24 protein-coding genes are annotated in these 25535 nt (G+C 37.6%); 2 read left to right on the top strand and 22 right to left on the bottom strand.

The window, feature by feature from the left end:
• Window positions 1-2: 2 nt before the first annotated feature.
• The 5 genes from PMAN_RS04540 to PMAN_RS04520 are packed head-to-tail and all read right to left on the bottom strand — an operon-like array spanning window position 3 to window position 4547.
• Window positions 3-491, bottom strand: coding sequence for a YybH family protein (locus tag PMAN_RS04540; RefSeq protein ID WP_010558007.1), 489 nt, complete (start codon window positions 489-491; stop codon window positions 3-5).
• Window positions 492-513: 22 nt separating this feature from the next.
• Window positions 514-1422: a copper resistance D family protein gene (locus PMAN_RS04535; protein WP_010558008.1), complete on the bottom strand. Its 909-nt coding sequence runs from the start codon at window positions 1420-1422 to the stop codon at window positions 514-516.
• A gap of 11 nt (window positions 1423-1433) precedes the next feature.
• A complete protein-coding gene (locus PMAN_RS04530) occupies window positions 1434-1841 on the bottom strand; it encodes a copper resistance CopC family protein (protein WP_010558009.1) in 408 nt (135 codons plus the stop codon).
• A 22-nt stretch (window positions 1842-1863) separates the two neighbouring features.
• On the bottom strand, window positions 1864-2727 hold the full coding sequence (locus tag PMAN_RS04525; RefSeq protein WP_002963237.1) for a copper resistance protein B: 864 nt from the start codon (window positions 2725-2727) through the stop codon (window positions 1864-1866).
• A complete protein-coding gene (locus tag PMAN_RS04520) occupies window positions 2724-4547 on the bottom strand; it encodes a copper resistance system multicopper oxidase (protein ID WP_010558010.1) in 1824 nt (607 codons plus the stop codon). The genes PMAN_RS04525 and PMAN_RS04520 overlap by 4 nt, the downstream gene beginning before the upstream one ends.
• Before the next feature lie 166 nt (window positions 4548-4713).
• On the opposite strand from PMAN_RS04520, the gene PMAN_RS04515 reads away from it, so the two are divergent.
• Both PMAN_RS04515 and PMAN_RS04510 read left to right on the top strand, forming a co-directional pair.
• Window positions 4714-5400, top strand: a complete 687-nt coding sequence (locus PMAN_RS04515) for a heavy metal response regulator transcription factor (protein ID WP_010388408.1) — start codon at window positions 4714-4716, stop codon at window positions 5398-5400.
• A complete protein-coding gene (locus PMAN_RS04510) occupies window positions 5390-6787 on the top strand; it encodes a heavy metal sensor histidine kinase (RefSeq protein WP_010558011.1) in 1398 nt (465 codons plus the stop codon). The genes PMAN_RS04515 and PMAN_RS04510 overlap by 11 nt, the downstream gene beginning before the upstream one ends.
• Window positions 6788-7197: 410 nt before the next feature.
• On the opposite strand, the gene PMAN_RS04505 is transcribed toward PMAN_RS04510, so the two are convergent.
• The 17 genes from PMAN_RS04505 to PMAN_RS04425 all read right to left on the bottom strand — a co-directional run bounded on the left by PMAN_RS04505 (window position 7198) and on the right by PMAN_RS04425 (window position 25528).
• Complete coding sequence (locus PMAN_RS04505; RefSeq protein WP_010558012.1) at window positions 7198-9168, bottom strand: LTA synthase family protein; 1971 nt, start codon at window positions 9166-9168, stop codon at window positions 7198-7200.
• Window positions 9169-9252: 84 nt separating this feature from the next.
• The gene (locus tag PMAN_RS04500; RefSeq protein ID WP_010558013.1) at window positions 9253-10011 is read right to left on the bottom strand and encodes a COG4705 family protein; all 759 of its coding nucleotides are present in this window, start codon (window positions 10009-10011) and stop codon (window positions 9253-9255) included.
• Window positions 10012-10038: 27 nt separating this feature from the next.
• Window positions 10039-10404 carry a diacylglycerol kinase gene (locus PMAN_RS04495; protein WP_010558014.1) on the bottom strand — a complete coding sequence of 122 codons (366 nt, stop codon included), beginning with the start codon at window positions 10402-10404 and terminating at the stop codon, window positions 10039-10041.
• Window positions 10405-10407: 3 nt separating this feature from the next.
• Window positions 10408-12090 (bottom strand): phosphoethanolamine transferase, encoded by a 1683-nt coding sequence (locus PMAN_RS04490; protein ID WP_033035416.1) that lies wholly within the window; start codon window positions 12088-12090, stop codon window positions 10408-10410.
• 9 nt (window positions 12091-12099) lie between these two features.
• Window positions 12100-13710 carry a hypothetical protein gene (locus PMAN_RS04485; RefSeq protein WP_010558016.1) on the bottom strand — a complete coding sequence of 537 codons (1611 nt, stop codon included), beginning with the start codon at window positions 13708-13710 and terminating at the stop codon, window positions 12100-12102.
• Between the two features lie 209 nt (window positions 13711-13919).
• The gene (locus PMAN_RS04480; RefSeq protein WP_010558017.1) at window positions 13920-14678 is read right to left on the bottom strand and encodes a DUF3108 domain-containing protein; all 759 of its coding nucleotides are present in this window, start codon (window positions 14676-14678) and stop codon (window positions 13920-13922) included.
• Between the two features lie 5 nt (window positions 14679-14683).
• On the bottom strand, window positions 14684-16264 hold the full coding sequence (gene eptA / locus PMAN_RS04475) for a phosphoethanolamine--lipid A transferase EptA (protein ID WP_033035414.1): 1581 nt from the start codon (window positions 16262-16264) through the stop codon (window positions 14684-14686).
• Window positions 16254-17108, bottom strand: a complete 855-nt coding sequence (locus tag PMAN_RS04470) for a phosphatase PAP2 family protein (protein ID WP_010558019.1) — start codon at window positions 17106-17108, stop codon at window positions 16254-16256. Before PMAN_RS04470 ends, eptA begins: the two co-directional genes overlap by 11 nt.
• A 102-nt stretch (window positions 17109-17210) precedes the next feature.
• Entirely contained in the window at window positions 17211-19430 is a 2220-nt protein-coding gene (locus tag PMAN_RS04465; RefSeq protein WP_010558020.1) for a DUF5916 domain-containing protein, read from the bottom strand.
• On the bottom strand, window positions 19430-20848 hold the full coding sequence (locus PMAN_RS04460; protein ID WP_010558021.1) for a sensor histidine kinase: 1419 nt from the start codon (window positions 20846-20848) through the stop codon (window positions 19430-19432). Before PMAN_RS04460 ends, PMAN_RS04465 begins: the two co-directional genes overlap by 1 nt.
• Window positions 20848-21522, bottom strand: a complete 675-nt coding sequence (locus PMAN_RS04455) for a response regulator transcription factor (RefSeq protein WP_010558022.1) — start codon at window positions 21520-21522, stop codon at window positions 20848-20850. The genes PMAN_RS04460 and PMAN_RS04455 overlap by 1 nt, the downstream gene beginning before the upstream one ends.
• 509 nt (window positions 21523-22031) lie before the next feature.
• Window positions 22032-23072, bottom strand: a complete 1041-nt coding sequence (locus PMAN_RS04450; protein WP_010558023.1) for an IS630 family transposase — start codon at window positions 23070-23072, stop codon at window positions 22032-22034.
• A 273-nt stretch (window positions 23073-23345) separates the two neighbouring features.
• Window positions 23346-23696, bottom strand: a complete 351-nt coding sequence (locus PMAN_RS04445; protein WP_004589646.1) for a hypothetical protein — start codon at window positions 23694-23696, stop codon at window positions 23346-23348.
• Between the two features lie 50 nt (window positions 23697-23746).
• Complete coding sequence (locus tag PMAN_RS04440; protein ID WP_008467865.1) at window positions 23747-24118, bottom strand: hypothetical protein; 372 nt, start codon at window positions 24116-24118, stop codon at window positions 23747-23749.
• Window positions 24119-24128: 10 nt separating this feature from the next.
• Window positions 24129-24551, bottom strand: coding sequence for a hypothetical protein (locus PMAN_RS04435; RefSeq protein ID WP_008467863.1), 423 nt, complete (start codon window positions 24549-24551; stop codon window positions 24129-24131).
• Entirely contained in the window at window positions 24535-25200 is a 666-nt protein-coding gene (locus PMAN_RS04430; protein WP_010558024.1) for a methyltransferase family protein, read from the bottom strand. Before PMAN_RS04430 ends, PMAN_RS04435 begins: the two co-directional genes overlap by 17 nt.
• Window positions 25193-25528 carry a DUF2933 domain-containing protein gene (locus PMAN_RS04425; protein ID WP_008467859.1) on the bottom strand — a complete coding sequence of 112 codons (336 nt, stop codon included), beginning with the start codon at window positions 25526-25528 and terminating at the stop codon, window positions 25193-25195. The genes PMAN_RS04430 and PMAN_RS04425 overlap by 8 nt, the downstream gene beginning before the upstream one ends.
• Window positions 25529-25535: the final 7 nt, after the last annotated feature.

The following is a 25535-nucleotide window of genomic DNA, read 5'->3' as shown; positions in this document are numbered from 1 at the left end:
CCTTAATTAGACCAGTGAATATGAGTGATTTTCCAACCTGTATCGGTGTTTTTTAATGTGATTGATTCCATTCCCATAGACTTAATATCTTTTCCTTTGTACTTTCCTTGAGTTTTACTTCTTGAAATTGAGTAAGCTATGTCTCCATTTGTGTAAACTTGATGCTCTAGTAGTTCACTATTAACAGCACTTAAGAATTTCATATCCGCTATCATATGATGTTTCGCGTATTCATCTGCAGAACGCTCAACACTTCCGCCTTCAAAAATGATGACATCGTCGGCCAGTAATTTACGTGCAGCTTCGCGATTACCTTGTTTTAGATATGCATGAAATAGGCTGACTGTTTTTGCAGCCTCGCTATCAACATTGACAAAGGCCTTGCCTTTTTTTGAATATTTTTCATCGTCATGTGCACTAACAGTAAAAGAACTAACAGTGCTAAAAATTAGTAGCAATAAAATTTTTAAATTAAAGGATTTAATTAACATACGTTTCCCTTTTTATTAATCGTTAAATAGGCGGACCAACAAGTGTGGTAAATACACTTGTTGTAATAAGTACAAACAGGGCAATTACTATTTCAACAGTAATCGAGCGTTTTAATATACTTATATGGTGTTGTTGAGTGATTTGCGGGACTAAAAAAAGCTTATGCCATGCACCTAGTAACAGCATCGCGCTGACGAGTAACAGCTTTAATAAAATTAGTTGCCCATAATTTGATGTAAACAATGCAGAAAATGACTCTAGGTACTGCAGGAGCAGAGTTAAGCCCGAAATAAGTAGTACAAATACAATAACAATAGCGAGTTGACCAAAGTAATGCATTAACCGCTTTACTTCACTGGTAGGTAGTAAAGTGCAGCTTTTGTAAAGCGGCCACAATGACCCTAACCAGCTCGCAATGGCAATAAGGTGAAAGGTTAAAATACTTTTCACTAACCCATTTTCATTTGCACTGTGCCCAGTAAAAGTGAAGCTATAAGCGATAAACCCAAGCATGATTAGTATAACGGCAACGTTTTTATAACCTGCTACGTTATCATCTGATTCCACACTCCACATACATGCGCTAATTAGAGCAATAATGAGCGCTGGTATTCTAAACGTTGCTTGGTCACCTATGACTGATTGCCAAACAATTTCAAGCATAAAGGGGTCAAACATTCCCATAAAGCCTGATTCAGCCATTGCTCCAGCTTCTATTGGTACTTGTAAAAGTGCAGCAATACTACCTGTAACTACACACGTAATTTGCCAACGTTTTAAGAACTGATAAAAGCTAATTAAGTGATGCCCTGCAACATTGCTGTTGCCACACATAAAGCGCATTAATAAAGTGCCCGCAAGCCCTGCAATTGCGATATAGCTTGCTAGTTTTAATAATAGTAAGAGTACTGACCATTCACTTAATTGCATTATGTTGCTACTTAATGATTATGTTTGCTGTGGGTATTAGATTGTTCTTGCATCATCTTATGCGATTCACTTTTGTGTACCATAAATCTAAACGTGTCGGTCATTTTATGTCCATCACCACCCAGTGCTGTCCATTTAACCGTGTAAGTGCCTTGGACTAAGCTCGGCAATGACCAACTAAAGTCTGTGCTTGGGGTAGAGCTTGGTTTGAAATCAAAGTTTATTGATTTATTTTTTTCATCTTTGATGATGACTTTTGCTAGCCTTACTTCACCACCAAAAGTTAACGAAAGTTGCTCTGGGCTTTTCATTAACATGGCTTCTTGCGCAGGTGTTGATTGCTTGAGTGATATATGCGCTGATGCGGAAAATGTAAGTACTAAACCTAAAATAGCTACTGCAGAATTAAAAAACTTCATAATTACCTCTTATTTAAAATGATTAAAACCAAAATTTAATACCCGTAACAAATGCGGTGTTGTTGCTACTTTGTCCACTTGATGTGGCATAGTCGGCGGTATTGCCAAATTTATTGCTCCATTCAACGCCAATATAGGGCGCAAACTGGCGTGTAAATTCATAACGAACCCTAAAGCCAATCGCGCTGCTTGATAGGCCACTTCCAAGTTCGTTTTGTTTATCGTTTTTGCCATAAAGTGTAATTTCGGCTCGCGGTTGTATAATTAGCTTTTGCGTGAGTAATAGTTCGTACTCTGCCTCTAACGTAAATGCGGTATTGCCTCGCTCACCTACGTATGCTGTCATATCAAGTTCAAACCAATAAGGGGCTAAACCTTGTAAGCCAAAAGCCAACCATTGCCGATTTTCACCTTCTTTATTGTAATCAAGACGAACACCTGCTTGAGTATCCCAATATGCTGATACGGCGTGACCCCATAAAATATCGGTTTGGTTTTCTTCAATACTTCCTTCGCTGAAATCACCCTCGGTTTTAATTACCAATCGATCAAAGGTAGTGCCGTACCATGCTTGTAAGTCAAATACACCTGCGTTTGCTTGCTCGTTATATTCAAGACGATCGCCTAGTAATGCGTAAAATGGATGCTCATCAGCGAGTGTTAATCGCTCATTGCCCTCAAGCGCATATGGGCCTTCTGTTAAAGTTGTTCCCGCAGAGTAAGCATGGGGGTCTCTTGCATCTTTAGGTGCACTTCCTCCTTGTGGTTGCATCTTAGCGCTATTCATTTGTGCCATTTCACTTTGCGCTAATAAAGGGAAACTAATTAATGAAGCCCCTGTTAACATTAATAAACCTAATGATTTAGATAGTTTTAATTGTTTCATGATACGACTACCTCTCTAAACATACCGGCATCCATATGGAATAATAAATGGCAATGCCAAGCCCAGCGACCTACATCGTGAGGGGTGGTTAAAAAGCTGATTCTTTGTGCGGGTTGAACAGGTATCGTATGACGTCGCACTTGCACATCACCTTGCTCGTTTTCTAAATCACTCCACATACCATGCAAATGCATAGGGTGCGTCATCATGGTATCGTTTTGTAAAATAACTCTTAAACGTTGGTTATGCTTCATATGCACTGGCGTGCTTTTACCAAATTCTAAGCCATCAAATGACCAGCTATAACGCTCCATGTTTCCGGTTAAATGCAGCTCAATTTCAGCTTCTGGCTCTTGCTGGTTAGTGATCCCTTCAAGTGAGTGTAAATCTGCAAGTGTTAAAACACGACGACCATTTTTACGTAAACCAATACCAGGATCATCAAGATTTGTTCTAGGCATATCAACGCGCATATCAACTGAAGCTCCATACTCCGTTTTTGCATGACGCACTTTAGAGCTGGCAACCGCTAATGGGTTTTCAGACATACCATGTTTGCTATGATCCATCGCCATTGCACCGTGGCCCATAGCGCTATGATCCATTTCTTTAGAGTTCATACCTGACATGCCTGCCATACCAGCCATTGCAGAGTGCTCACCGCCGTGGGTCATATTGCCCATCATATCGGTCATCGTTAACCATTCAACAGGGTCAAGTGCAGGTACTGGCGCATCAATATTAGGCGAGCTTGATAAAGTTCCTTTTGCGTAACCAGAGCGATCCATACTTTGAGCAAAAATCGTATAGGCATCATTTTTAGGCTCAACAATTACGTCGTAGGTTTCACCAGGGCCGAATCTAAATTCATCAACTGTCACTGGTTCAACGTTTTGCCCATCTGCTTGTACAACCGTTAGTTTTAACTCGGGGATACGCACGTCAAAAAAGCTATTACTAGAGCCATTAATAAACCTTAACCTAAGCTTTTCACCGACTTTAAATAATCCACGCCAGTTTGCCATTGGAGTACTACCGTTCATTAAAAAAGTCATTGCTGATGCAGATAAATCAGCTAAATCTGTAGGATTCATTCTCATTTGATTCCACATTTTGCGGCGTTGCAAAGCATTCGAAACACCGCTATTTGAAACGTCATCAAAAAATTCTGGAACAGTGGGCTGATTGAAGTTAAATACATCACTCTGTATTTTTAATTTGCGGAACAGCGCCATTGGGTCATCATCAGTCCAATCAGATAATTGAATAACATGCTCGTTATCTGCACTAATAATATCTTTTTCTCGCGGTTCAATAATTAATGCACCGTACATGCCAGTCATTTCTTGAAAGCCACTATGTGAGTGATACCAATATGTACCGCTTTGTTGTAATTTAAATTTATAAACAAAGGTTTCGCCAGGCATAATGCCTTTAAAACTGATACCAGGTACGCCATCCATTTGATACGGTAAAATAATGCCATGCCAATGAATTGAACTCGGTACTGATAACTTATTTGTTACTCTAATAGTAACGTCATCGCCTTCTTTGAGGCGCAAGGTAGGAGCGGGTATAGATCCATTGATAGTTGTCGCCATACGTACTACGCCAGTAAAGTTAACCGGCGATTCATCTATAACCAGATCAATTACTTCGCCGCTAAGTTCGGGCACAGTGCCTGTTATTGTTCCTGCTACTAAAGATGATGCAGCATGTAATACACTCGGAAAAGCAGCAAGTACACCTCCTGCAATTAAGCCTTGAACAAATCGTCTTCGTGGTGTGCTAACCTGTTGTGATGACTTTTTAAACCCCATTTCCTTACTCCTTCATAGCAGAATATGTATTGAGTATAGAAAATAGACCTGTCTTCAACATGACGCGAACATTACAAAGTTGTAATCTTGGTGTCATGTTGCTGTAGTGACAGATACTGCATAATATTTGCAGAGGTAGTTGTTAGGACTTTAATGAAGGAATTGTATGCGCTTATTAGTTGTTGAAGATGAAGCAAAAACGGGAGATTATTTAAAACAGGGACTAAGTGAAGCTGGTTTTCAGGTTTCTTTGGCGCGCAATGGTCTTGACGGTCATCACCTAGCAATGACCGAATTATTTGATGTAATAATACTTGATGTCATGTTACCTGACGTATCCGGTTGGAAAATTTTACAGTCGCTACGTGAAGCAGATAACAAAACCCCAGTACTATTTTTATCTGCTCGCGATAGCATAGACGATAGAGTAAAGGGGCTCGAACTTGGTGCTGATGACTATTTAATAAAGCCTTTTGCTTTTGCTGAAGTTTTAGCAAGAGTACGCACTCTTATTCGCCGTGGTGCAGTACAAACAGTTGACGATATACTGATCGTTGCTGATTTAGAAATGGATATTCCAAAGCGAAAAATACAACGTGCAGGCAAGCGTATTTTATTGAGTAATAAAGAGTTTAGCTTACTTGAACTATTGTTACGGCGCGAAGGTGAAGTACTGCCACGTTCGTTAATTGCTTCTCAAGTATGGGATATGAATTTTGATAGCGACACCAATGTGATTGATGTTGCCATTCGTAGGCTAAGAGCAAAAGTTGATGATGACTTTACTATTAAATTAATTCATACAGTTCGCGGTATGGGCTATAAATTAGAGGTTGAAACTGATGGCTATTAAGTCACGGCCTTTATCACTTACGATGCGTGTTGTGTTGTTTGTGGCTGTAACCGTTATTGCGTGCTTAACTTTAGTTGCCACCTTAATAAATAGTTCGATAAAACATCATTTTTTCCAGCAAGATAGTAGTGAACTGCATGTTATTAATCAATCTATTGAATTAGTTTTAAGACAACACTATAAATCAAACCTGAAATTTAAAAATGAATTATCTAACGCTGTAGCGGGTCATCACGGTGTTTACTATCAGGTAAATACCGCAAAAGGAGATCTCATTTTTCAAAGCTCTGAACGAGATTTTAGTGATTTTGTAATGAGTGCTAAGGTTTCAACTGGCTTTAACCGTAACAACATTACCTCATGGCAAAATGATACCCACACCTACCGAGCTCTGGTGAGTAATTTAAGTACTGAGCAACAGCAATACAAAATTACTACAGCGATAGACATGAGCTTTCATTTACACTTTCTCAATCAATTTCAACAAAGTCTTTGGGCTATTATGTTTGGCTCTGCGGTACTCATTTTATTGGTGGCTTGGTTTGCTATACATCAAGGATTGAACCCTTTACGAGGTTTGAGTCAGAAAATGCATGACATCCAAACTAATAAGATGGATGTAAGGCTTGATGAAAATAAAGTGCCTATTGAGCTTGTTAATATGGTGCAGTCGTTTAACTCGATGCTCGACAGGCTCCAAGGTGAATTTATTCGTTTATCAAATTTCTCTAGTGATATTGCGCATGAGTTACGTACTCCACTAACAAATATAATCACTCAAACACAGGTTGGTTTATCTAAAAAAAGACAGTTGTTAGAGTATCAAGAATTATTGTTTTCTAATCTAGAAGAGCTGGAACGACTAACTAAGATGGTTAGTGATATGCTTTGGCTTGCAAAAACTCAGAATGGACTGGTTAAACCCGTTCAAAATACTCTAAAAAGCCATGATGAAATTGAAGCATTATTTGAGTACTTTGATGCTTTGGCTGAAGACTCATTGATTACATTTAAGAAAAAAGGTCAAAACCTTTGTTTTTATTGTGACAAATTACACTTTCGCCAATTATTATCAAACCTCCTATCCAATGCAATAAGGTATGCCCCAAAAGGCTCATCAATCACAGTAAATAGTGAAATATTTACCGCTGATAAAATATGTATTTCAGTGATTAATACTGGGGAGAGAATACCTTCTGAGCATTTACCTTATTTATTTGACCGCTTTTATCGACCCGATAAATCGCGCCAACGACACAGCGATGGAGCTGGTTTAGGGCTTGCAATAGTTAAAGCTCTAGCGCAAGCAAACGGTGGAAATATAGAGGTCAGTTCAAATAATCAAACTACCAGCTTTAAAGTTTTTCTAAATTTAGCTAAAAGCTAATTATTAAATTTAATAACCCAATGTTTGCTTGTACCTCTAGACTTCCCAGCTTTCATTAAACACCGGTTTATAAACTTAAAGTACAAAACGGAAGTAAACTTCCGGTTTCTAACCCAATATTGCTATATTTCGGAAGCAAACTTCCGTTTATAGGAATTCAAAGGTAGTTATCGGAAATATACTTCTGTTTTTGAAAGCGTTGGCCTAGATAGCTATATGAGCCATTTTTCGGGGTCTTATTTGAGCGAAAAGCGGAGGGTCGGGTAAACTCGTTTTTGGACAGAAATGAGTTAGAGCCAACGGACGGCTCTGTGCCATTTTCGGTCTTTCGACTGCAATATTACATCTTAAAACTAATTGCGACTACAGATGTTCACCATCTCATTTTTGATTAAACTTATCGTTGAGTATTATTTTCCCTGCTGAGAATACCAATAGTTTTTATACGCCAAACTTCCCCACAATACATGGGCCAATGCAATTTCTGAAGTATCATGATTAACATCTATTGGTGATAGTGTGTTGAGTTCATAATTATATTGAAAGTTCAAAGGTGCTTTACTTGGCTGAAGGATGGTTACTTCATCATTAACCATATAAGCAAAATTCTCTGCATACTGCATCATAGCTCTATTAGAAGCCGTTGGAACTGTTAGGTCTTGACCTAACATTGGTGAAATATTCTCTATACCCATTAATGACAAAAGAGTTGGTGCTAAATCGATTTGACTGACTATTCGTTGATCTAAAGTGGGTTCTTTACCTGAGTTTAGGATCACACCCGGAATATGGAAATTGTTAATAGGAACAAGATCTTTACCCATTGCTCTTGCATCATGGTCGGCAACAACGAGGAATATTGTGTTTTCCCAATAGGCTTGCATCTTTGCTTTTGCAATAAATTGTCCTAAGGCATAATCTGCATATTGTATGGCTTTATGGCGCAGTAATTCTTTGTCATCATACTTCGTCAATTGTTTATCGCTATACTGGATAGAGGTAACAATACCGTCAGGAATTTCAAATGGATCATGGTTACTTGACGTAAATATGAAGCTAAAAAATGGTTTTCCTTCGTTATGAAGCTTAGTTAACTCAATATCAGCTTGATTAAACAAATCACCATCGCTTGCCCCCCAAGACGCTACAAATTGTGGGTTTTCAATATCATTAAAGTCAACAATGTCTGTAAAACCGTTTCCTAGAAAGAAGCTTTTCATGTTGTCGAAATGACTTTCTCCACCATAAATAAATTGAGTCTCATAACCATTTTCTTTTAGCAGAGATGCAATAGTAAAGAAGTCCTTTTGCGATTTGTCTAACTTAACTACTGCCCTAGAGGGAGTTGGAGTAAAGCCAGTTATAACCGCTTCAATACCTCTAACGGAGCGAGTGCCTGTTGCGTATAATCGTTTAAATGCCCAACCTTCTTGATTTAATTTATCAATTTCAGGTGTCAGCGGGATTCCACCAAGAGATGATACATATTGGGCACCTAAGCTTTCTTCAAGGATAATTACCAAGTTTTTTGGTTGCCCCTTAAAGCTCGGAGAGCGCTTACTTAAAGTGGGTAAGTTATCGTTTTTGAAGCTGTCTAAAGGTTGTTTTGACTCCTGACGAACTAGCTCAATAACTCGATCATCTTCCATCTTGCCATACAACTTAGCTGCATTTTTTTCATCACCGAATTGATTAAGCGCATAAGCAACACTGTAGGTCGAATTTAATGTAAGTGAATTAACTAGTGGGTCAGTGGAAAAGTACACTAAGGCAGGATTGATTGGTCTGTGGCCTAATGTCCCTCGTGCAGATAAAGCAATTATTACAAAAAGCATCAAACAAGAAACCAGCCTACTTCCGATTGCTGCGTTATCTTCTTTTACTTTGTTAGAGACTACGTGATCAGTAAACTGCCATATTTTTTTAACAGGAAATAGCAATAGAGCAAACACTATCAATATTGTTATCAAATGACCATTCACCAGCATTTTAGACACTTCATCAGGATAAGCTAGATATTCAATAAATAGCCTGTTTGGTCTAAAGCCGTATTCATTGATAAATGCGGGCGTTGCTAATTCAAAAAACAATATGCCCATAAAGCAGATCAAAAACCAAATTCGCAAAACCAATGACCAATATTCTTGAAATCTAGTTTTTGACACCCAAGGGTGCAATAACGCCGGGATGGCGCATAAGTAACCTACGCTACTTAAGTCTATACGAAAGCCATTTGTGATTAGGCTCCATATACTATTTAAGTCATTAAATCTATCTAATTGCCAGATAGCCAACCCTGTTCGTACTAAGGTTAGGAATAGCATGACAGAAACAGAGAATAGTAGGAATGGTCTGATAAAGCTGTAGATAGAAGTAAACATCGCAATTCTTTTTAGTGAATAACACGATGTTTACTGTATTAGGTTAAACTTAAGAATTGCTTAATTAAAACTGATAATTAGACATTAATGTTGTTTTAAAGCAGGTCGTTGAGGTAGAAGTATGATCAAAACTACTATTACAAACAGTAGTGTCGCGGTAGCTGAATATCTACTCAATTCCAAACCACCGTGCGCAACAGGCTTGTCTAAAAAGTCACCAACAACCGCGCCTAAGGGACGAGTCAAAACAAATGCAAGCCAAAATAACATTGTTCTAGATACTTTAGTGAACATATATAGGGTTAATACAATTCCTAAGCCTGTACTGAAAATATATGCAGCTCCAATATAACCCAATCCAGCAGTATCAGCAGTCCAGTCTCCCAGTGCAGTCCCAAGTGTTTGAGAAAACATAATGGTTAACCAGTAAAACGATTCAGCTTTAGGGTTGTCAATAGAAGAAACACTGATACTTCCAATTGTTCTATACCAAATAGCTAATGTAATAATTAAGAGAGTAGCTAATAGAGTTGAACCTCCTAAATACCCAATTCCCAACGATCTATCGGCAAAATCAGCAAGTGTTGTCCCCACTGTCGTTGATGCAATAATAGTGATCCAATAAATAAACGGGCTAAATTTTGTAGATTTTACTTGCATAATAACAGCAGCAATAAAAAAGGACATAAAGATTACAGTTCCAACTAAATAGCCCAAATTCATTGACATTGAAACAGCATCACCACCTGTTTCACCTAACGTAGTCGCGAGTATTTTTATTATCCAAAACCCTATTGTTAATTGAGGTACTTTTATCAGAGCATCGTTAAATTGTTTATTCATATAAAATTCCTCTATGTGAGTATGTCATTAAAAAAGAACTACCAACCAAATACATATAGCAATCACTATACTCACTAATACTGCGGCAGACCCTAAATCTTTCGCTAAACCTGACAGTGGGTGTATTTCGAAACCAATACGGTCAACGACTGCCTCTATTGCAGTATTTACTATCTCGGTAAACATAATGAACAGTACCGCAATGATAAGTATGAGTTGCTCTTTCAGTGTAATATTGAACAAGAAAGTTACGGGGATCGACAATATGAGCAACAGTAACTCTTGTCTGAATGCGGCTTCATTCCTTAGGAGCCATTTGAACGCTCTAGTTGAATTTAATGTTGCGAGATAAACTCGATTAAAACCTTTAGGCTTGTTTTCACTATCAAACACGGATTAGTTTACTCCTTGAGAAATTGTTGGTGACTTTGCATTTGCTACGGAAACACCATTAGTACAATGATTAAAAGGGTTGTTTTTAGGTTGATAAACTTTTGACTTTACTTGCATTTCAGCAAGTAAAATATCGAATACGTTGTCATGAGATATAGGCTGTTCACTAATTTTATTTAAACAATCTAACTTGGCTTTGTGATGTAATTTATCCCCCCAATAAATCAATGGCACTTTTGTTTGTTCTTCTGGTGCAAATGCGTAAGGTAAACCATGTAAATACACGCCACTTTCGCCCAAAGATTCACCGTGATCAGAAACATAAATCATTGATGTTTTGATATTGTTCTCATTGCTCAATGCTGCAAGTTCTGTGATGATTTCTGACAAGACTAAATCAGTATAAGCAATAGTGTTGTTGTAGGTATTAACCAGTTCCTCTTGACTACAATTTTGGATATCACTACGTTGACAGTCAGGAGAAAATACTCGTTTATCTTTGGGGTAGCGTCGGTAGTAAGTTGGTCCATGAGAGCCGATCATATGAAGTACTATTAGTGTATTGTCGCTTTTCAATGAATGAAGTTTATTTCTTAATGCTTCAACCAACACCTCATCAAAGCAATATTCACCATCGCATAATGCCTTATTACTATTTGTTGAAATTTGCTCAGTTTTGACACGAGCACAAACCCCCTTACAGCTACCATTATTGTTACTAATCCAAAAGACTTCGGCCCCAGCCAAATGAATTAAATCGATGGCATTCTGTTGAGCTGTAGCCACTCGTTTTTCATAGTCTTCTTTGTTTAATCTAGAAAACATACAGGGAACAGATACCGCTGTTGCTGTGCCACATGAGGTAACATCTTTAAAAGAAACAACGCCTAAGTCTTTGGTTTGGCTATTGGTAGGTTTGTCATAACCATTTAGAGAAAAGTTTTGGGTGCGAGCTGTTTCTCCAAGCACCAAAACGGTAATGCTTTTAGTGTTATTCGCACTAGAAATAGTTGGCGAAGTATCTAGTAAAGTAAACTTTAAAGGCGGATAGAGATAATTTCTGTTTGCATATTTCACCGTAGAATCAATTAACGCATAGGGAGTTAAATAGCCGATCAAATCACGGTTATTTCTTCCAATTGATGCATAGCTAGAATAAAAAACGATTGCTATTAAAAAAATGGTGGCAAAACTACCTGTGATTAACTTAGCTCTGGATAGCAACTCTCCCATGAAGGATGAATATGTGAGCTTTACTTTCGCAATCAGTATTGATGGCAGAATACCTAAGACAACAAAAAATACACAAGCAGAAAAGTTAACATATGAAAGTGCTTCGGCTTTGTCAGTTTCAAATGTGTTTTGTATCATCCCATAGTCAAAAACAATGCCGTAGGTCACTGTGCTATAAAAAACAAGGGAAGATGTTAGTACTAGTAGTATTAGTATAGGTTTAGTTATCCAACGAAATGCAAAGAAGCATTGAAATATGACCGATAATGACAGGAGGAATATTGGGACAGATAGTAAGAAGAAAATATTATACTCACTAAGTGCTAATATTGCAGAAGACGTTTTTAAAATAAACGGAGCGTTCAACACCAATGTTACATATGCACAAGTGACCATTACTAACTGATTGGTGGTAAGTGTGATATTTTTTAGAAAAACTAAAGCTTTGTTCATTATTACACCTTAAAATGAATGCTTTGTAGTGATACGAAATTCGATACCATTGACGTTTTGATCTGAGGTCATTGGCTTGATGATATCTAAATGTATTACGCGAGCTTCGCTGGTTTGCGTCGAATAAAATCGAGCGCCTATGCCTACGGAAGTCATCCACGAAGCTTGGTCGTTGGTATTATCTGAACTACCAAAAACTCTGCCTGTATCGACGAAAATAGCTCCGCCTAACTCAACTAATTTATAGATATTGATGTGAGGATAATAACGAGCTTCAGCCGTAAATTGAGTGCTATGATCGCCATGTCTGTATTGTAATGGGTAACCCCGTAAGCCAGTTTCACCACCTAATACAATAGGGCTGTCTTGAAATTGATTTTCACTAAATTGACTGCTGTTTTTTAAATAAGCACCCCAGCTATCATTTATTTTATGAAAGTATTCATTATTGAGGCTTAATACAGTTCTATTTGAATTGTCGGAATCACTGTAAATTTCCCCATCTAAGGTTGCAGTAATAAACCAAAAAGCATCATCAAATATTTCTATGCCCTTTGTTAAACTGGATCGCCAAAGTAATGTTGGTGAGGTATCTGTATTTCCGATATCAGTGCCAACCTGAGTTGTTAAATTCCACCCCAGATTGAAGTCTTCTATATGATTTATCAGGTTGAGGTTAGAAAGTTTTCTGAAGTCTTTTTGCAAATACTCAACACTAAGATAAGGGTACATAAACCCTCTATTTGAAGGTGCTACAGAAATTAGTTCGGGATTTTGTATCTCATTAATTACTGAAAATTCATGCTGCTCATTGGTAAAGCCAATACCAAATCTTAATGTATCTTCCTTGGAGTCATTTTTAAGCCATTGCCAGCTAGCTGTTGAGTAACGTTGAATGTGTTCAAATTTGTTGTAAGTTTTGCCAAGTTTGTATTGAGTATCTACTTGCTTAAAGTTATCAAAGCCAACATTAAATGCATTGTTGGTATCAAAACTTACAAAGCCCTTCTTTATGAATACTGATTCAGATGTGCCATCGTCGCTGTTGGTTAGGTTAACTTGCGCGTTAATATTATTATTAAGAAATAAGGGAAAGTGTGTTTTAAATTTATACCCACTGCGTTGATCATTGGTAAACGATTCAAGCTCAGCGTCTATACCCAAGCCTAAGAAATTCCTGTCTTTGATGCCAATAGCGTATTTATTCTTTCCCCCCTTACGGCCAAAATCTACTGTTGGCATTAGTGACCAGTTATCCCATGTTTCAACTGTGATTTTGTCAGAGTTCTCGTTTCGAGATACTCGTGCATCTCTTATGTATTTTTTACCTCTGAGGTGGCGTTCCAGTTCTTCAAGATCTGCTTGGCTTACATCGCACTTTTTGATGAAAAATGCAGCTTCATTGTAAAGCGTTTTATTTTTGGTTTTGATATGAAAAAAGTTAGCCCAGCGATGGAGAAAAATGGTGTCGGGGTCTTCTAGATTAAAAATATCGTTAGTCTTTAATTCTATTTTATCTTTTTGATTACAATTATCGTCAGTTGCATCTGCTGCTTGTACTCTACAAGTTAACCAAATTAGCGATGTTGCAAATAGGCTGATAACAAAATGCTTTTTCATAAATACACCTCTTCTGAGTATGACTTTATGGTAATTTTGTTAACTTAAGATTTGCTTAGCTTAAACTGATAATTGGCAAAGTTTTGCAATTTTTGCTTTAAGGAACTTTCCTATTATTGAGTTTCTATAATTAGTTAATGAAGTTAACTAGAAGTTATAAATGTAGCTTTTTATCTTTGATTAGTAAGGAGTTTATGCAGCTATTACTCTTAATGCTTATCAATAGAACTTATTAGTAATGTCGCGACTTCTTCTTCCTTGTGTTCTTGTAAAAGCTTTACAGGAATATAGTCGTTATCAATTGCCAGCCAAATATATGTTTTTCTCGTGCTGTTTTTTCTAATCCTGCTTAATTTTATGCAATTAAGTTCCCCAAGAGGTGTGTCAATAGTAACTCGTCCACCATTCAGGAAGTTATATTCTTTGAAGCCACTTGTATCATATACGGTGTAATGCAATTGTTTTACATTAGAAAACCCATCGTTTTCCAGTGCGTCAAGTCTTAACTTTTCAAACACAAATAGTGGGTCTAACACGCCATCCGTTAATTTGTGTTCACTAATATCGCCATTATTTTTAGTTATTAAAGTTTGGTTATTATGATCAAATTTTAACTGTAAATGTTTATCTTTTTTAAAGGTTCTCGAATCTTTCCCCTCATAGCTCAGTAACGCTACTTTATTGCTCTGCCATAGAAAAGTACTTGTTTCACTCGTATCTATGCTATAGAAAAAAATTGATGCGCTACTATTGAATGATAGCGAATAAGAAGCGTTATTTTTATTTAGTGTTCTTGTGGCTCGACCATATTTTTTCTTGCCTCGTAATACACTGTATTTCGCAGTATATAAATTCAATCCAGATGCTTCTTCAGAACCATTATTAATAAGAGGGGCAGCAGTTAATGGCAATGCAAAATAAAGCATTACCAATATAATAATTTTAATAACGCTGTTGTAGAGCAACATAATTTTTAATGTTCACCAGAGTTATGCAATACATCAAGCGTACTATCATATATTGATGATTCAAAGCTAAACACACCTAAAACAGTATGAAAGACGTTAAACTGATTATGGCTTTCAGCTTGAGTTAGATCTTCCAGCTTTAAACCTTTTGAATCTAAAAAAGTATCAGATGCCCAAAATAAAAAAGGGATGTCTTTTTGATAATCAGGTGCAAATGAATATGGTGTGCCATGCAAGTAAAGTCCATGCTCACCAAGTGACTCACCATGATCAGAAATGTACATCATAGCTGATGAAGTATTCGCTAATGTTTGTAACTCCGTTATAAGTGTCGTCAAAAAATGATCGGTATACAGCAGGGTATTGTCGTAGGCATTAATCAACTCATCCGGGCTACATTTGCTAATTTCTTCATCGTTGCAAACAGGTGTGAATTGGTTAAAGTCTTTTGTGTATCGTGAATAGTAGCTTGGTCCATGACTCCCTTTAGTATGCAAAACAACAAAGACTTTTTGTTTATCAGAGGATTCAATTGTATTGATTAAGTTAGTTAGTAGCACTTCATCTAACTTACAGCCTTCTCCCACACAGTCAGCTCGTAATTCACTAGCCTCAACATAACTTGTAACTTTAATTGGTGGTTCACCCCAGTTATTGGTTCGCCACTGCACATCAACGCCATGTCGAGTTAAATAAGTAGGCAGTGCTTCATAGTCTAAGTATTGATCACTAGGCGCTAAAATACATGCTAGAGAGCCTGTAGTATAGGTAGTGCAGGATTTTGTATTGTTTAGCACCAGTAGATTAGACTGTTCAGTGAGCTTTGGGTTAGTTAATTTGGAATAGCCGTATAATGAGAAATTGGCAGCACGAGCCGTTTCACCAATGACCAATACAAAGACTGTTTTATTGTTATCCGGAAAATTGCCATCAGGCAACGCTTTCTGTCCGTCAGTTGTTCTATTTATAGATGAGTAATATCTACCTGAATTTATTATGTATGACCAAGGTAAAATCTTTCCGCCTAATACACTTGCATGCTTATCAATCCAAAGCCAACTTGTAGAGTTCGTATACAAGAATGCAAAAGCGAATATTAATGCAATTGACGCGTTACTTAATATTTTTACTCTATCAACTTGTTTAATTTGAATTAAGGCTACAAAACAAGCTGGAATTAAACCCAATACTATTGTTGGGAAAATCAAGCTTACAGAGAGTAGTTCAATAGATTCAGAATAGCGGGTATTAAATATATTTCCCATCATGGTTCTATCTAGCACCACTTGATAGTTGCTCATGTAATATATGGCGAAAGCATTTATTATCGTAATTGTTACGAGAAAGAGCTTCAGAATTTTTGGTGAAGTCAGGGCTAGCAATGAAAATATGGTGTATGAAAAGATAAATACTATAACAACAGTTGATAGCAATATTCCAAGTCCGCTAGTGCTCCATACATTGGTGTTTTGATTAACATACTCTAGCAGCACCAAATTGTAAGCAAACGTCATTACAATGCTCACCCAAAAAGTGAAACTGCTTGCCTTCAAAATTAAAATATTAGAAAGGGCTTTAGTGTTCATTTTGTAATATTGATTTTAATGCGATGTATGTACCAACAATAGCGCTGACCGAAATTGCTATCCAAATTATAGTTAGTTCAGGAAGTTTTACACTGATTGTAAATACAAAAAGGATGAAGCAAAAACCAAGAATAAAATACCCTAAAAGAGCTGGCTTTACTTTTGTCCAGTTCCACCATTTTGAATAATGTCTTGATAAATATTCGCCACTTAACCCTGAAACAGTGCCTAGTATTGCTCCAAATGCTAAATCTACGGGCCAATGAGCACCCACGGCTACTCTAGAAATGGCGACTACTGTTGCGACCATTAGCGATATATATATCCAATACGTTTTACCTTGCTCGCTGATTTTAACTTCTCTTAAAAGAACAAATACCATTGCAGAGATTGCTGTAAAAATCGTAATCGTATGACCCGATGGAAAACTTGTATAAGCAGTCAGGGTTTCACCAATAATAGTAAATTGCTGATGTTCTAGAACGGCAGCAGGTCTTGGAATGGCAAAAAAATTTTTACCTAAATAACTAAGTGAGAAAGCTAATGGCACAGCTCCGAACATAGCTGCCCACATTCTCGTATTTATAAGGCAAATGAAGGAAAGCAGCGGAATTAAAATCAGAGCATCTCCCAAGTACGTAATATTGTGCCAAATTTCACTGGGTAGTATTTGCAGAGCGTTATTACTGATAGAAAAGATATCTTTTTGGCTGGCGATATAGGCGTCTTTATTCATTGCCATACTTACCATTACGGCACTCATTAAACATATAAAGCTTATAAGCTTCCAATAAGGAAAACTGGCTTTAGTATACTGTTGACCAATTGTTAGTTTTACTGGCATAAAATCACCTCAATGTTGGTGGTTTTATGCTAAAAATTTAAACTTAAGTTTTGCTTAGTAGAAACTGAAACTTTAAATAAGATTGATTGAATGTTGCCTTAATCAAAAATGAAGTCGAATTTTCGCAAATAGATTATGAGCATCTTTTGCATTTATTGATTGTTTATAAAGGTTTCTTTTTCCAAACTTCGCGAGATCGTCTTCAAATTCCCCACCAAAACTATAGCTGAGGTAAAATGCGGTTAATTTACTTAAAGAATATTTGTAGCGAAGCTGGAAAGCACTTTCAGAAAAAGAAAAATCATCTTGGTTTTTAGAGCCTATCAGCTCACCCAGTGTGTCAACGAAGTATTGATTTAAGTGATTTGCTTTGCCGATAACAGACTCAAGTTTGATGCGTACTTCCTGACTTTCACTAATTTGATAATCTAAATTTAACTCAATGCCTTGTTCAGTGAAGTTAAACTCATCGACGGTATTACCTTCATCCCACTCAAGCCAACTATCACTGCTGTATTGAGATATCGTTAGTCCAAGGTGTAACTGAGTGCTAATCTGCTGCTCAATGCTCACTTCAGAGTTGTAAAAGTTACCAGTCAGTCCCTCAGTTCCTATCTCAAGCGCCACTCCAATGCTTCCCCAGTCATATTCTGGAGAATTCAGTTCAAGTTCGGCTAAATAAAAGGATGGTAGCCATACTGAATTATTCCCTCGTGTTAGTAAATCATCATACCCAGACGAACCTAATTCCATAGAAAGTTGATATTCAAATTCAGTATTTGTCACCAATTCAACACTTGCACCGACAATACGAGGTAGTTGTTCATTTTGGTGGTTCGTTTTTATTTCCGTCTCAAAAGCAAATGTGACATCTCTTATTGACCAGCTATCTAAATCTGGAATTATATATTGATATTCATACTCAAATTGCTTTCGATTGACTCGTTTAACATAGCCGATGTCATTTAACTGTAAATCTTCTCCATAGTAAAAAAGACTAAACTCATGGTTATGCTGCTCGGATGGCTCTGTACTTCCTGTTAGCCACCAACCGAAATCGCTCGTTGTTTCAGGTCCTTGTTCTATATCAGATCTGATTATACCGAAATTTAGCTCAGCACTATCTGAGTATGCATAATTGAAATCAGACTCAATAATAATTGCATTTCGCTCAATGCTGGGCGTATTAACCCTATTAAGTGAAGCGCCAAATTTGTTAGCTCCTAAACGGTACTGGCCTCTTAACAACCAAAAATCTCTACCAGATTTCCCGCTATCGGCACTTTCAAATGCAGATAAAAGCCCAAAATCTAATTGTTCACTACTTATTGTGTATTTAATTGCAGAATCCAACTCACCTGAATAGTCTTCATCATAATATGACTCCCCGCCAATTCTTGGCGTATGTACTACTCTTAGAGACTCTGGCCCGGAAACTTCAAATAAACTTTGATTATCATTGAAAAAGGGTCGTTTTTCCGAGAAAAAGCTTTCTATGGCTGAAAAATTAACGACTAACTCATCTGATTCGACCTGACCAAAGTCCGGGTTTATTGTGGCACTTAATTGTTGGCTTTTAGTAGGTTTCCAAAAAAGCTCCGCCCCTATATCAGTAGAGTTTTTGTTGTTTGCAATGTCTCGATTGGCCGAAATGTATGGAAAAACATCTAGGCTCGACTGATTGTTGATTTCAACTTTTCGTTTGCTGAAGTTTGTCAAAAAGCTATTCATTGAAGCGTTTGCCGGAATTGATGAATATGTAGCATTAGTGGATTCATCAAAACGCGTAATAGAAAGGCCGAATTCATTCTGCTCTTGAATGGCAAAAGACATAGCAGTCCAAGGGATATAAATTTCAGCGCTCCACGAATCGGTAAATAGTTTAGTTTTGAAGTTCCATAGACTGCTCCAATCTAAATCTAACTCTTTATTCTGCTTATAGATACCATCATAAAAATATCCTTGATGATTAACTGAAAATACATAACTTGTTTGCTCGGTATTATTCATATCTATCATTAGTTGAATATGATCATTAGTGAAAAGCGTATCGTTTTCTTGAGTCCTTACTCTTAATGGTGCTTTAGTCGTTGCCACAACACCTATGTATATGCCGTGGTCTGTTGTTATCACTTGATAAGAAAAGTTATCCTCTACCTTTGTTAGCGTTAGTGGAACAACTTGGTAATTAACTGTGTTTCGCTTCGCGCTGTGCCAACCTGAATCATTCAGGGAGCCATCAACGACCACTTCAGTTGCAAAGGCAATACTTGAAGCAAACAGGTAAAGAAATAGTAAAGAAGAAAAAAAATTCTTTTTCATTACAGCGATACAGTAAATGTTATTTTCCTCTCAACTAACGTTACTGCAACAGTTGCTCCAATTTTTTCACAGTAGGATTTTACTATCGCTAAACCTAAACCAAATCGCTCTGTCGATGTTCTTGATTCGTCTTTTTGCCATAAAGGATCAAAGAACAATTTCAAATCATCTTCCTGACAGTCTTCATTGCATATATTTGATACTTTGATCAAAGCGTTGTTGTCATCAGTTTTTGACGTTGCTATCTCTATTGCTGTATTAGTTGGACTGTAAAAAATTGCGTTATTAATCAAATTTGATAACACAGTTTCTAATGCAAATTTGTTGGTCTCAACTATCAATAAAGGGACATCGAGATGAAATTTAATCTCTCTGTCTTCTGAATTTTCTCTAGCGAGAATATTTCCAATTAGTTCGGTTAAGTTAATTTTGCTTGTTGCTAATTCGTTGGAACTGCTACATTTTTGCAAAAGTATGATGCTATTAACAATATTTTTTAATCGAGATGATATTTCATGAACATCGCTGGCAAGGTTATCTGTTATTTGTTTTTCATGAGGAAATTTTATGGCAACTTCGCTCAAACTTATTAGTTCGGCAATTGGTGTTTTTAATTCGTGGGCTATATCAGAGGTTAGCCTTTGTTCACGCAAATACAGGCTGTGGTTATCTTTGATGAATTGGTTAACACCGTTAGCAATGGGAACAAGTTCTTGTGGTAGCGTGCCGACAGAAATCTCAAGGTTATCAGAATTTAAACTTACCTTTCTTAGTTGACGATTGAATTCATCTAATGGTTTTAAACTATTAAATACAACAATAGTAACAATTTTTCGCACAGCAAAGACGGCAAGTATTGATGTAACTATAAAAATGATATCTACAAACCATAGAATGTAGTTTAATTCTTCAGTGCTAAGAGCATAAGCAAATTCCATTGGATGCTGATTTTTTGCGAACTCTTCTTTAGTTATACCTAATCGCTCTCTATCATCAGAATCAACTTGAGGAATAAATTTAGTGAATAACATTTTTCCCGCTCGTCCATCTGGAAGAGTGATGTTCTGAAAAATAAACTTGTCTAGTTGCACATCTAGTTTTGGCAGATCCTTTATTTCAAAAAACTCTAGCGTGTCTGATCTCTCAAACACCTCGTTTTTATACCAAAACTGGTAATATTCTGGGTTCTCTTTACCTTCAAATTCCGGCATAAATTCCCCAGCAAAATCAAATTCTATGCCTTCTTCATCTTCTTCAACTAATGTTTCAAGTAACCCAACCTTGTTAATCATAGCCCGGTCAAATTCATCACTAATCCATGTATCGACACTGATATCAGTTGCCAATAAGATACAGATCAACAGTAATGAAATCGAAATGGATAAATAGCGACTTAGCTTTTTATGAATTGAGTTCACTAATGACTCTCAACGAAGTAGCCAAAGCCACGCTTAGTTTTGATTGGAAGCTCGTAGCCCAAAGCTTTAACTTTTTTTCGAGCTGAAGAAAGGTGAGCCTCTAAAGAATTTTTTGCAATCGCATCATACTGCCCGGCAAGATATTCGCTAAGCTTTTCAGGAGAAATTACTTTTCCTTGATTGGTAAACAAACATTCAACCACTTTGTATTCATTGGGTGTAAGTTGAGCATCCGTACCACCACATTTTAATTGTTTTAAATGCAAATCTAATGATATTGAGCCAATGTTGACACTGCTGTCATTTACATTCAATGTTCCCCTGCGCATAAGACAAAGTAATCGAACATGTAGCTCGTCAAACGAAAAAGGTTTAGTAAGGTAGTCATCAGCACCGTTGAGCAAACCGTCAACTTTATCTTCAGTAAGGTCTTTCGCAGACAAAATTAATACACGGATATCTTTTCCTGCCTGACGAATTGCCTTTAATATTGAAGTACCATCGACAGAGGGCAACATTAAATCAAGAATTAATAAAGAATAATCACCAGACAAAGCCATGCTTAAGCCTTCAGAGCCATCGCCAGTGTCATCAACAGTGAAACCAAGATTGGATAGTCCAACTCTTAAACTACGCCTAAGTGAAACTGAATCTTCGATAATTAAAACTTTCAATGATGCATGCCTTTGAGTAAATATTATTCAGAATATCGCCTTAAACTTAAGTTTAGCTGAATTTACACTTAATTTATTTAAAAGCTATTTCGTTAAAGCTCTAGCTTTCCCTCTAAGTTTTCAGATTCTTTTTGTGAAAAATCAATTTTAAATCACAAATTAGAGTATTTAAGTTAACTGAACATGGGGAAATAAGAGGCTTAATGTCCGTTTTGTAGATATATTGATACAACTCAAACATAAAATCAGTGTCTCAAATTCGCTCATTTGCGACGCTCGACTAAACTCGTTTTGGGGCAGAAACGAGTTAATCATGAATGACTGCTCATGGCACTTAGCCAAACTTCGGCAAAGAGCGAATAGCGGACATCAACGTTCACTTCAGCATTACCGAATACTGAACGGTTTTGAGCTAAAGTTTTTGCGCGGCACATGGAAAAGAACTGCGTAGAGTTTGGTGCCAGATGCAAGTCCATGCTAGGGATTTACTGCTGACTAAATAACTGATCCTAATTGTGATACACCTGCTTCAAGCCATGCTTGCCACCTGGGAACGGAGCCGCTGTGTCCATAAAGTGGTATACCTGCTCCAGTAAGTCATCCATGTTCTTACACTGATGGTTACGGGTTATCGTTTCATGCAACGCATGCCATAGCTTTTCAATTTTGTTGTGCCACGGGCTGTATACCGGTAAAAACAAGAGCTTGAACTTTGGGTTCTCATTCAGCCATTTCTGCGTTTTTTTGCTCTTATGGATGATGTAATTATCCACAATTAGCGTGATACTTTTCGCTCGCCGGTATTGCCCTTTCAGTTGCTCCAACAGCGCAATAAACAAATCACTGGTCTTGCGCTCACCACCAACATAACTGATTTGTCCTGTCTGGCTGTGCAGTGCCCCCGCCAGATAGTGTTTCTTATTCTGGCCGGGTGTAGCTACCTTACGCTGTTTACCTTTAAAGCCCCAGTCGGCACCAATCTTCGGATTCAGGTGGATATCCACCTCATCCTGATAAAACACCGGATGGTCCACGCTGCAATTTTCAAGTGCCTCCCGCATGGCTGCTAACTTAGCTTCTTTATCTGGGTCTTGGATATACAGCGTCGGTGCCGCACGACGCCAGACGATGCCGACTTGTGGCAACCACCGCCTGAGAGTTGAGCTATGAATAACGATACGGTAAAGCTTATGCAGTAGCAGTGCGAATAATTCACTACTCCAACGCGACCGCTGATAACCCAGTGTCCTGGGTACATGGTTCACCAACAGTTTTAAAACACCGCAGATAAAGCCTTTGGGCTGACTTGGTGGTCGCCCAGCACCCTTGGTTTTAAGGCCATCTATACCTGCTGCTTCATACCAGGTTACCCACCGGTTTACTGATGAACGGCCTGCTTGCAAAACACGGGCTACTTGCGACTTGGTTTCACCTTTTAGCACCAATAACACCGCATTTGCCCGGCGGCACAGGTCTTTATCTCGGGTTTTATGTACAATTTTCTTCAAGCGGCGGGTTTCTGCGCCGTATAAAAATGCTATTTTGTTCATACTCAATGCGGTTGTTGATTGGTTATGTTTGGCGACTGATCTGATCGCGCAAACCGCATTGAGTTCCCTTCCTCGGGTGATCTACTATTTGGAACAGCTATTTAGGATGCCAGCCCATACCTTTCTAATTCATATGTAACATTTTTTCTGTCGTACTGGCATCAAGATAACCAGAACTGAGCAAACAATCTCAAAGGTTGTACAAAATAACACTAAAGTTTTTTCATTAAGTTTTATTGTTATGCTCTTGTGGTGGCTTTCGCCACCACTTTATTAGTTTTCAAGTTCCACCATATCTTTCGCTGCAATGTCACCAGACACTAGCTTTACAGTTGCGAAATGATCATTCACAATTTTAGTAATTTGTACCGTTCCTACCTTTTCGATAGTGTAGGGATCTTCACCTTCACTCAATACTATTCTTTCATGGAATCTAATAACACTGTATTTTTGCCCAACCTCTGCGCCATGCTTAGCACCAATACAGATTAGAGTTCGATTATCAGAACTTTCTACTACCTGACCTCTCATCATGTATTTATGATAAAAAGTGGTATTGGAACAACCCACTAAATATAAACCGAATGTAAGCAATAAAAGAGCTTTTATATAGGGTGTTTTCATCACTGTTACCTCATTTGACTAACTAATTATCTATACACTTTTTTATGAATTCATTTGTTTTTCCGGCCAGCCCCCGAAGGTGCTTGATGACAACTCCAAGGCTTATGAACAGAGTTATCTTTGATGTTCTGATCAACAAATTTATAGTAACTTTCTTTAGTATGTGTCCACCAATCATCATGAACATCTGCGCCATACTTACGGATTACCTCCTCAATCCCATCAAGGCTTACGTTTGCGGCATCATAGGCAAGGTGTATTTCACCTTCTTTGATGTTGTAACTAACTTCATCTATACCAAAAAGCTGATCTATTTCTTTTACTAACTCGTCACAGCTTTCTTCTGTGACATTGCTAAGCTTTAGGTTTCGAACAACTAAATTTTGCTCTTTAACGCCAACTCTATGATTTAAATCGCTCATAATTTTTCTCCTAATGTTTGTGTGAATGCTGTTGATTGCTATCTTTCATTTCTTCCATTTTACGGTTCATCTGCGGCATCATGTTCCCCATCATTTCTAAATGATGTTCAGCCATCTTGATTTGTTGATGCATTGGCATTTCTTCCATGTTTTTGTGCATGGATTGCATCATCTTCATCATTGAACGGTGATGTTCAACCATCATCTGCTGTTGCTTTTCAGGATCTTTTTCAGTTTTAATGGCATGGACTTCCTTTTTCATTTCCATCATCTTTTTGTGCATTTCTCCCATGTTCTCATGTGGTATTGCCATGCCTTGATGCATATCAGCTTTGTTCGCACCTTCATGCTTATGCTCATTGTTTTGGGCAAATGAGCTAGTGGTTATAAGTAGTGAACTAATAAATAAAATTGATTTAGTTAACGTTTTCATGATTTTTACCTTCTACACTTTTATTAAAATTTGGGATCCAACTTGGTGTCGATTCCATATACCTGTGGTACTCCGAACCAAACTCAGCAATCGCTTGTGCTTCTTCGCGTTTCGCTAGCTTGACGTAAACAACGACTAAGATCGGAAACATCGCAAGTGTTGGGATTGTCGGCCACTGCAATAAAAAGCCGAACATGATTAGAATGAAAGCTACATACTGTGGGTGGCGACACCTTGCATACCATCCAGTTGTAGCCAATTGATGATGTTTTTGCGCGTGATGCAATACATTCCATGCTGAAGACAACATAAAGAAACCTGCAACAATTAACACCATACTCACTATATGAAATGGGTCCCAATGGGCATCACCTTGAAATCCAAAGAAAGTATGTAATAAATGCCCATTTTCATGCGCAAAGAAATTTACTTCTGGATAGGTCTCCGTCAGCCACCCCGACAGAAAATAGATAGTTAAAGGAAAGCCATACATTTCAGTAAATAGGGCAACAATAAAGGCAGAGAACGCGCTTAGACTTCTCCAATCAGTTGATGTTTTTGGTTTGACAAAACTAAAGGCAAAAAAGATAAAAATTGCTGAGTTCAGTATCACCATTGACCATAAGTCATAATCATATGTTTCATTCATCACTGCTCTCCTTTTTATGTGATTCCTTACGTGCCTTTTCTAACCCTTGTATGTAGCCATCGCGATAGGCTGCATTTTTATCCGTGAGTTCTTGAAAGCTCTCTTCCTTTTTTTCATCAGGCGCATGTGAATGATCGTGACCATGTTTACCATGACTGCCATGCATAAATACGTGCATCAAGGGGCATAGCAATAAAATCAAGTAGGGAAGAAATTGCAGCATATGTTGACCATGCTCAAGCACTAAGAAGTAGGTCACTGCGGCAATAAGTGCCAGTGCAGCCCAGCCTGTAGGTGTTGACCAAAAATTAGGGTGTTGATTTTTCATATTGCCC

Source organism: Pseudoalteromonas marina (assembly GCF_000238335.3).
Lineage (GTDB): Bacteria > Pseudomonadota > Gammaproteobacteria > Enterobacterales > Alteromonadaceae > Pseudoalteromonas > Pseudoalteromonas marina.
The sequence above is the reverse complement of the archived record's forward strand: the minus strand, read 5'-3'. Positions and strand labels throughout refer to the sequence as shown.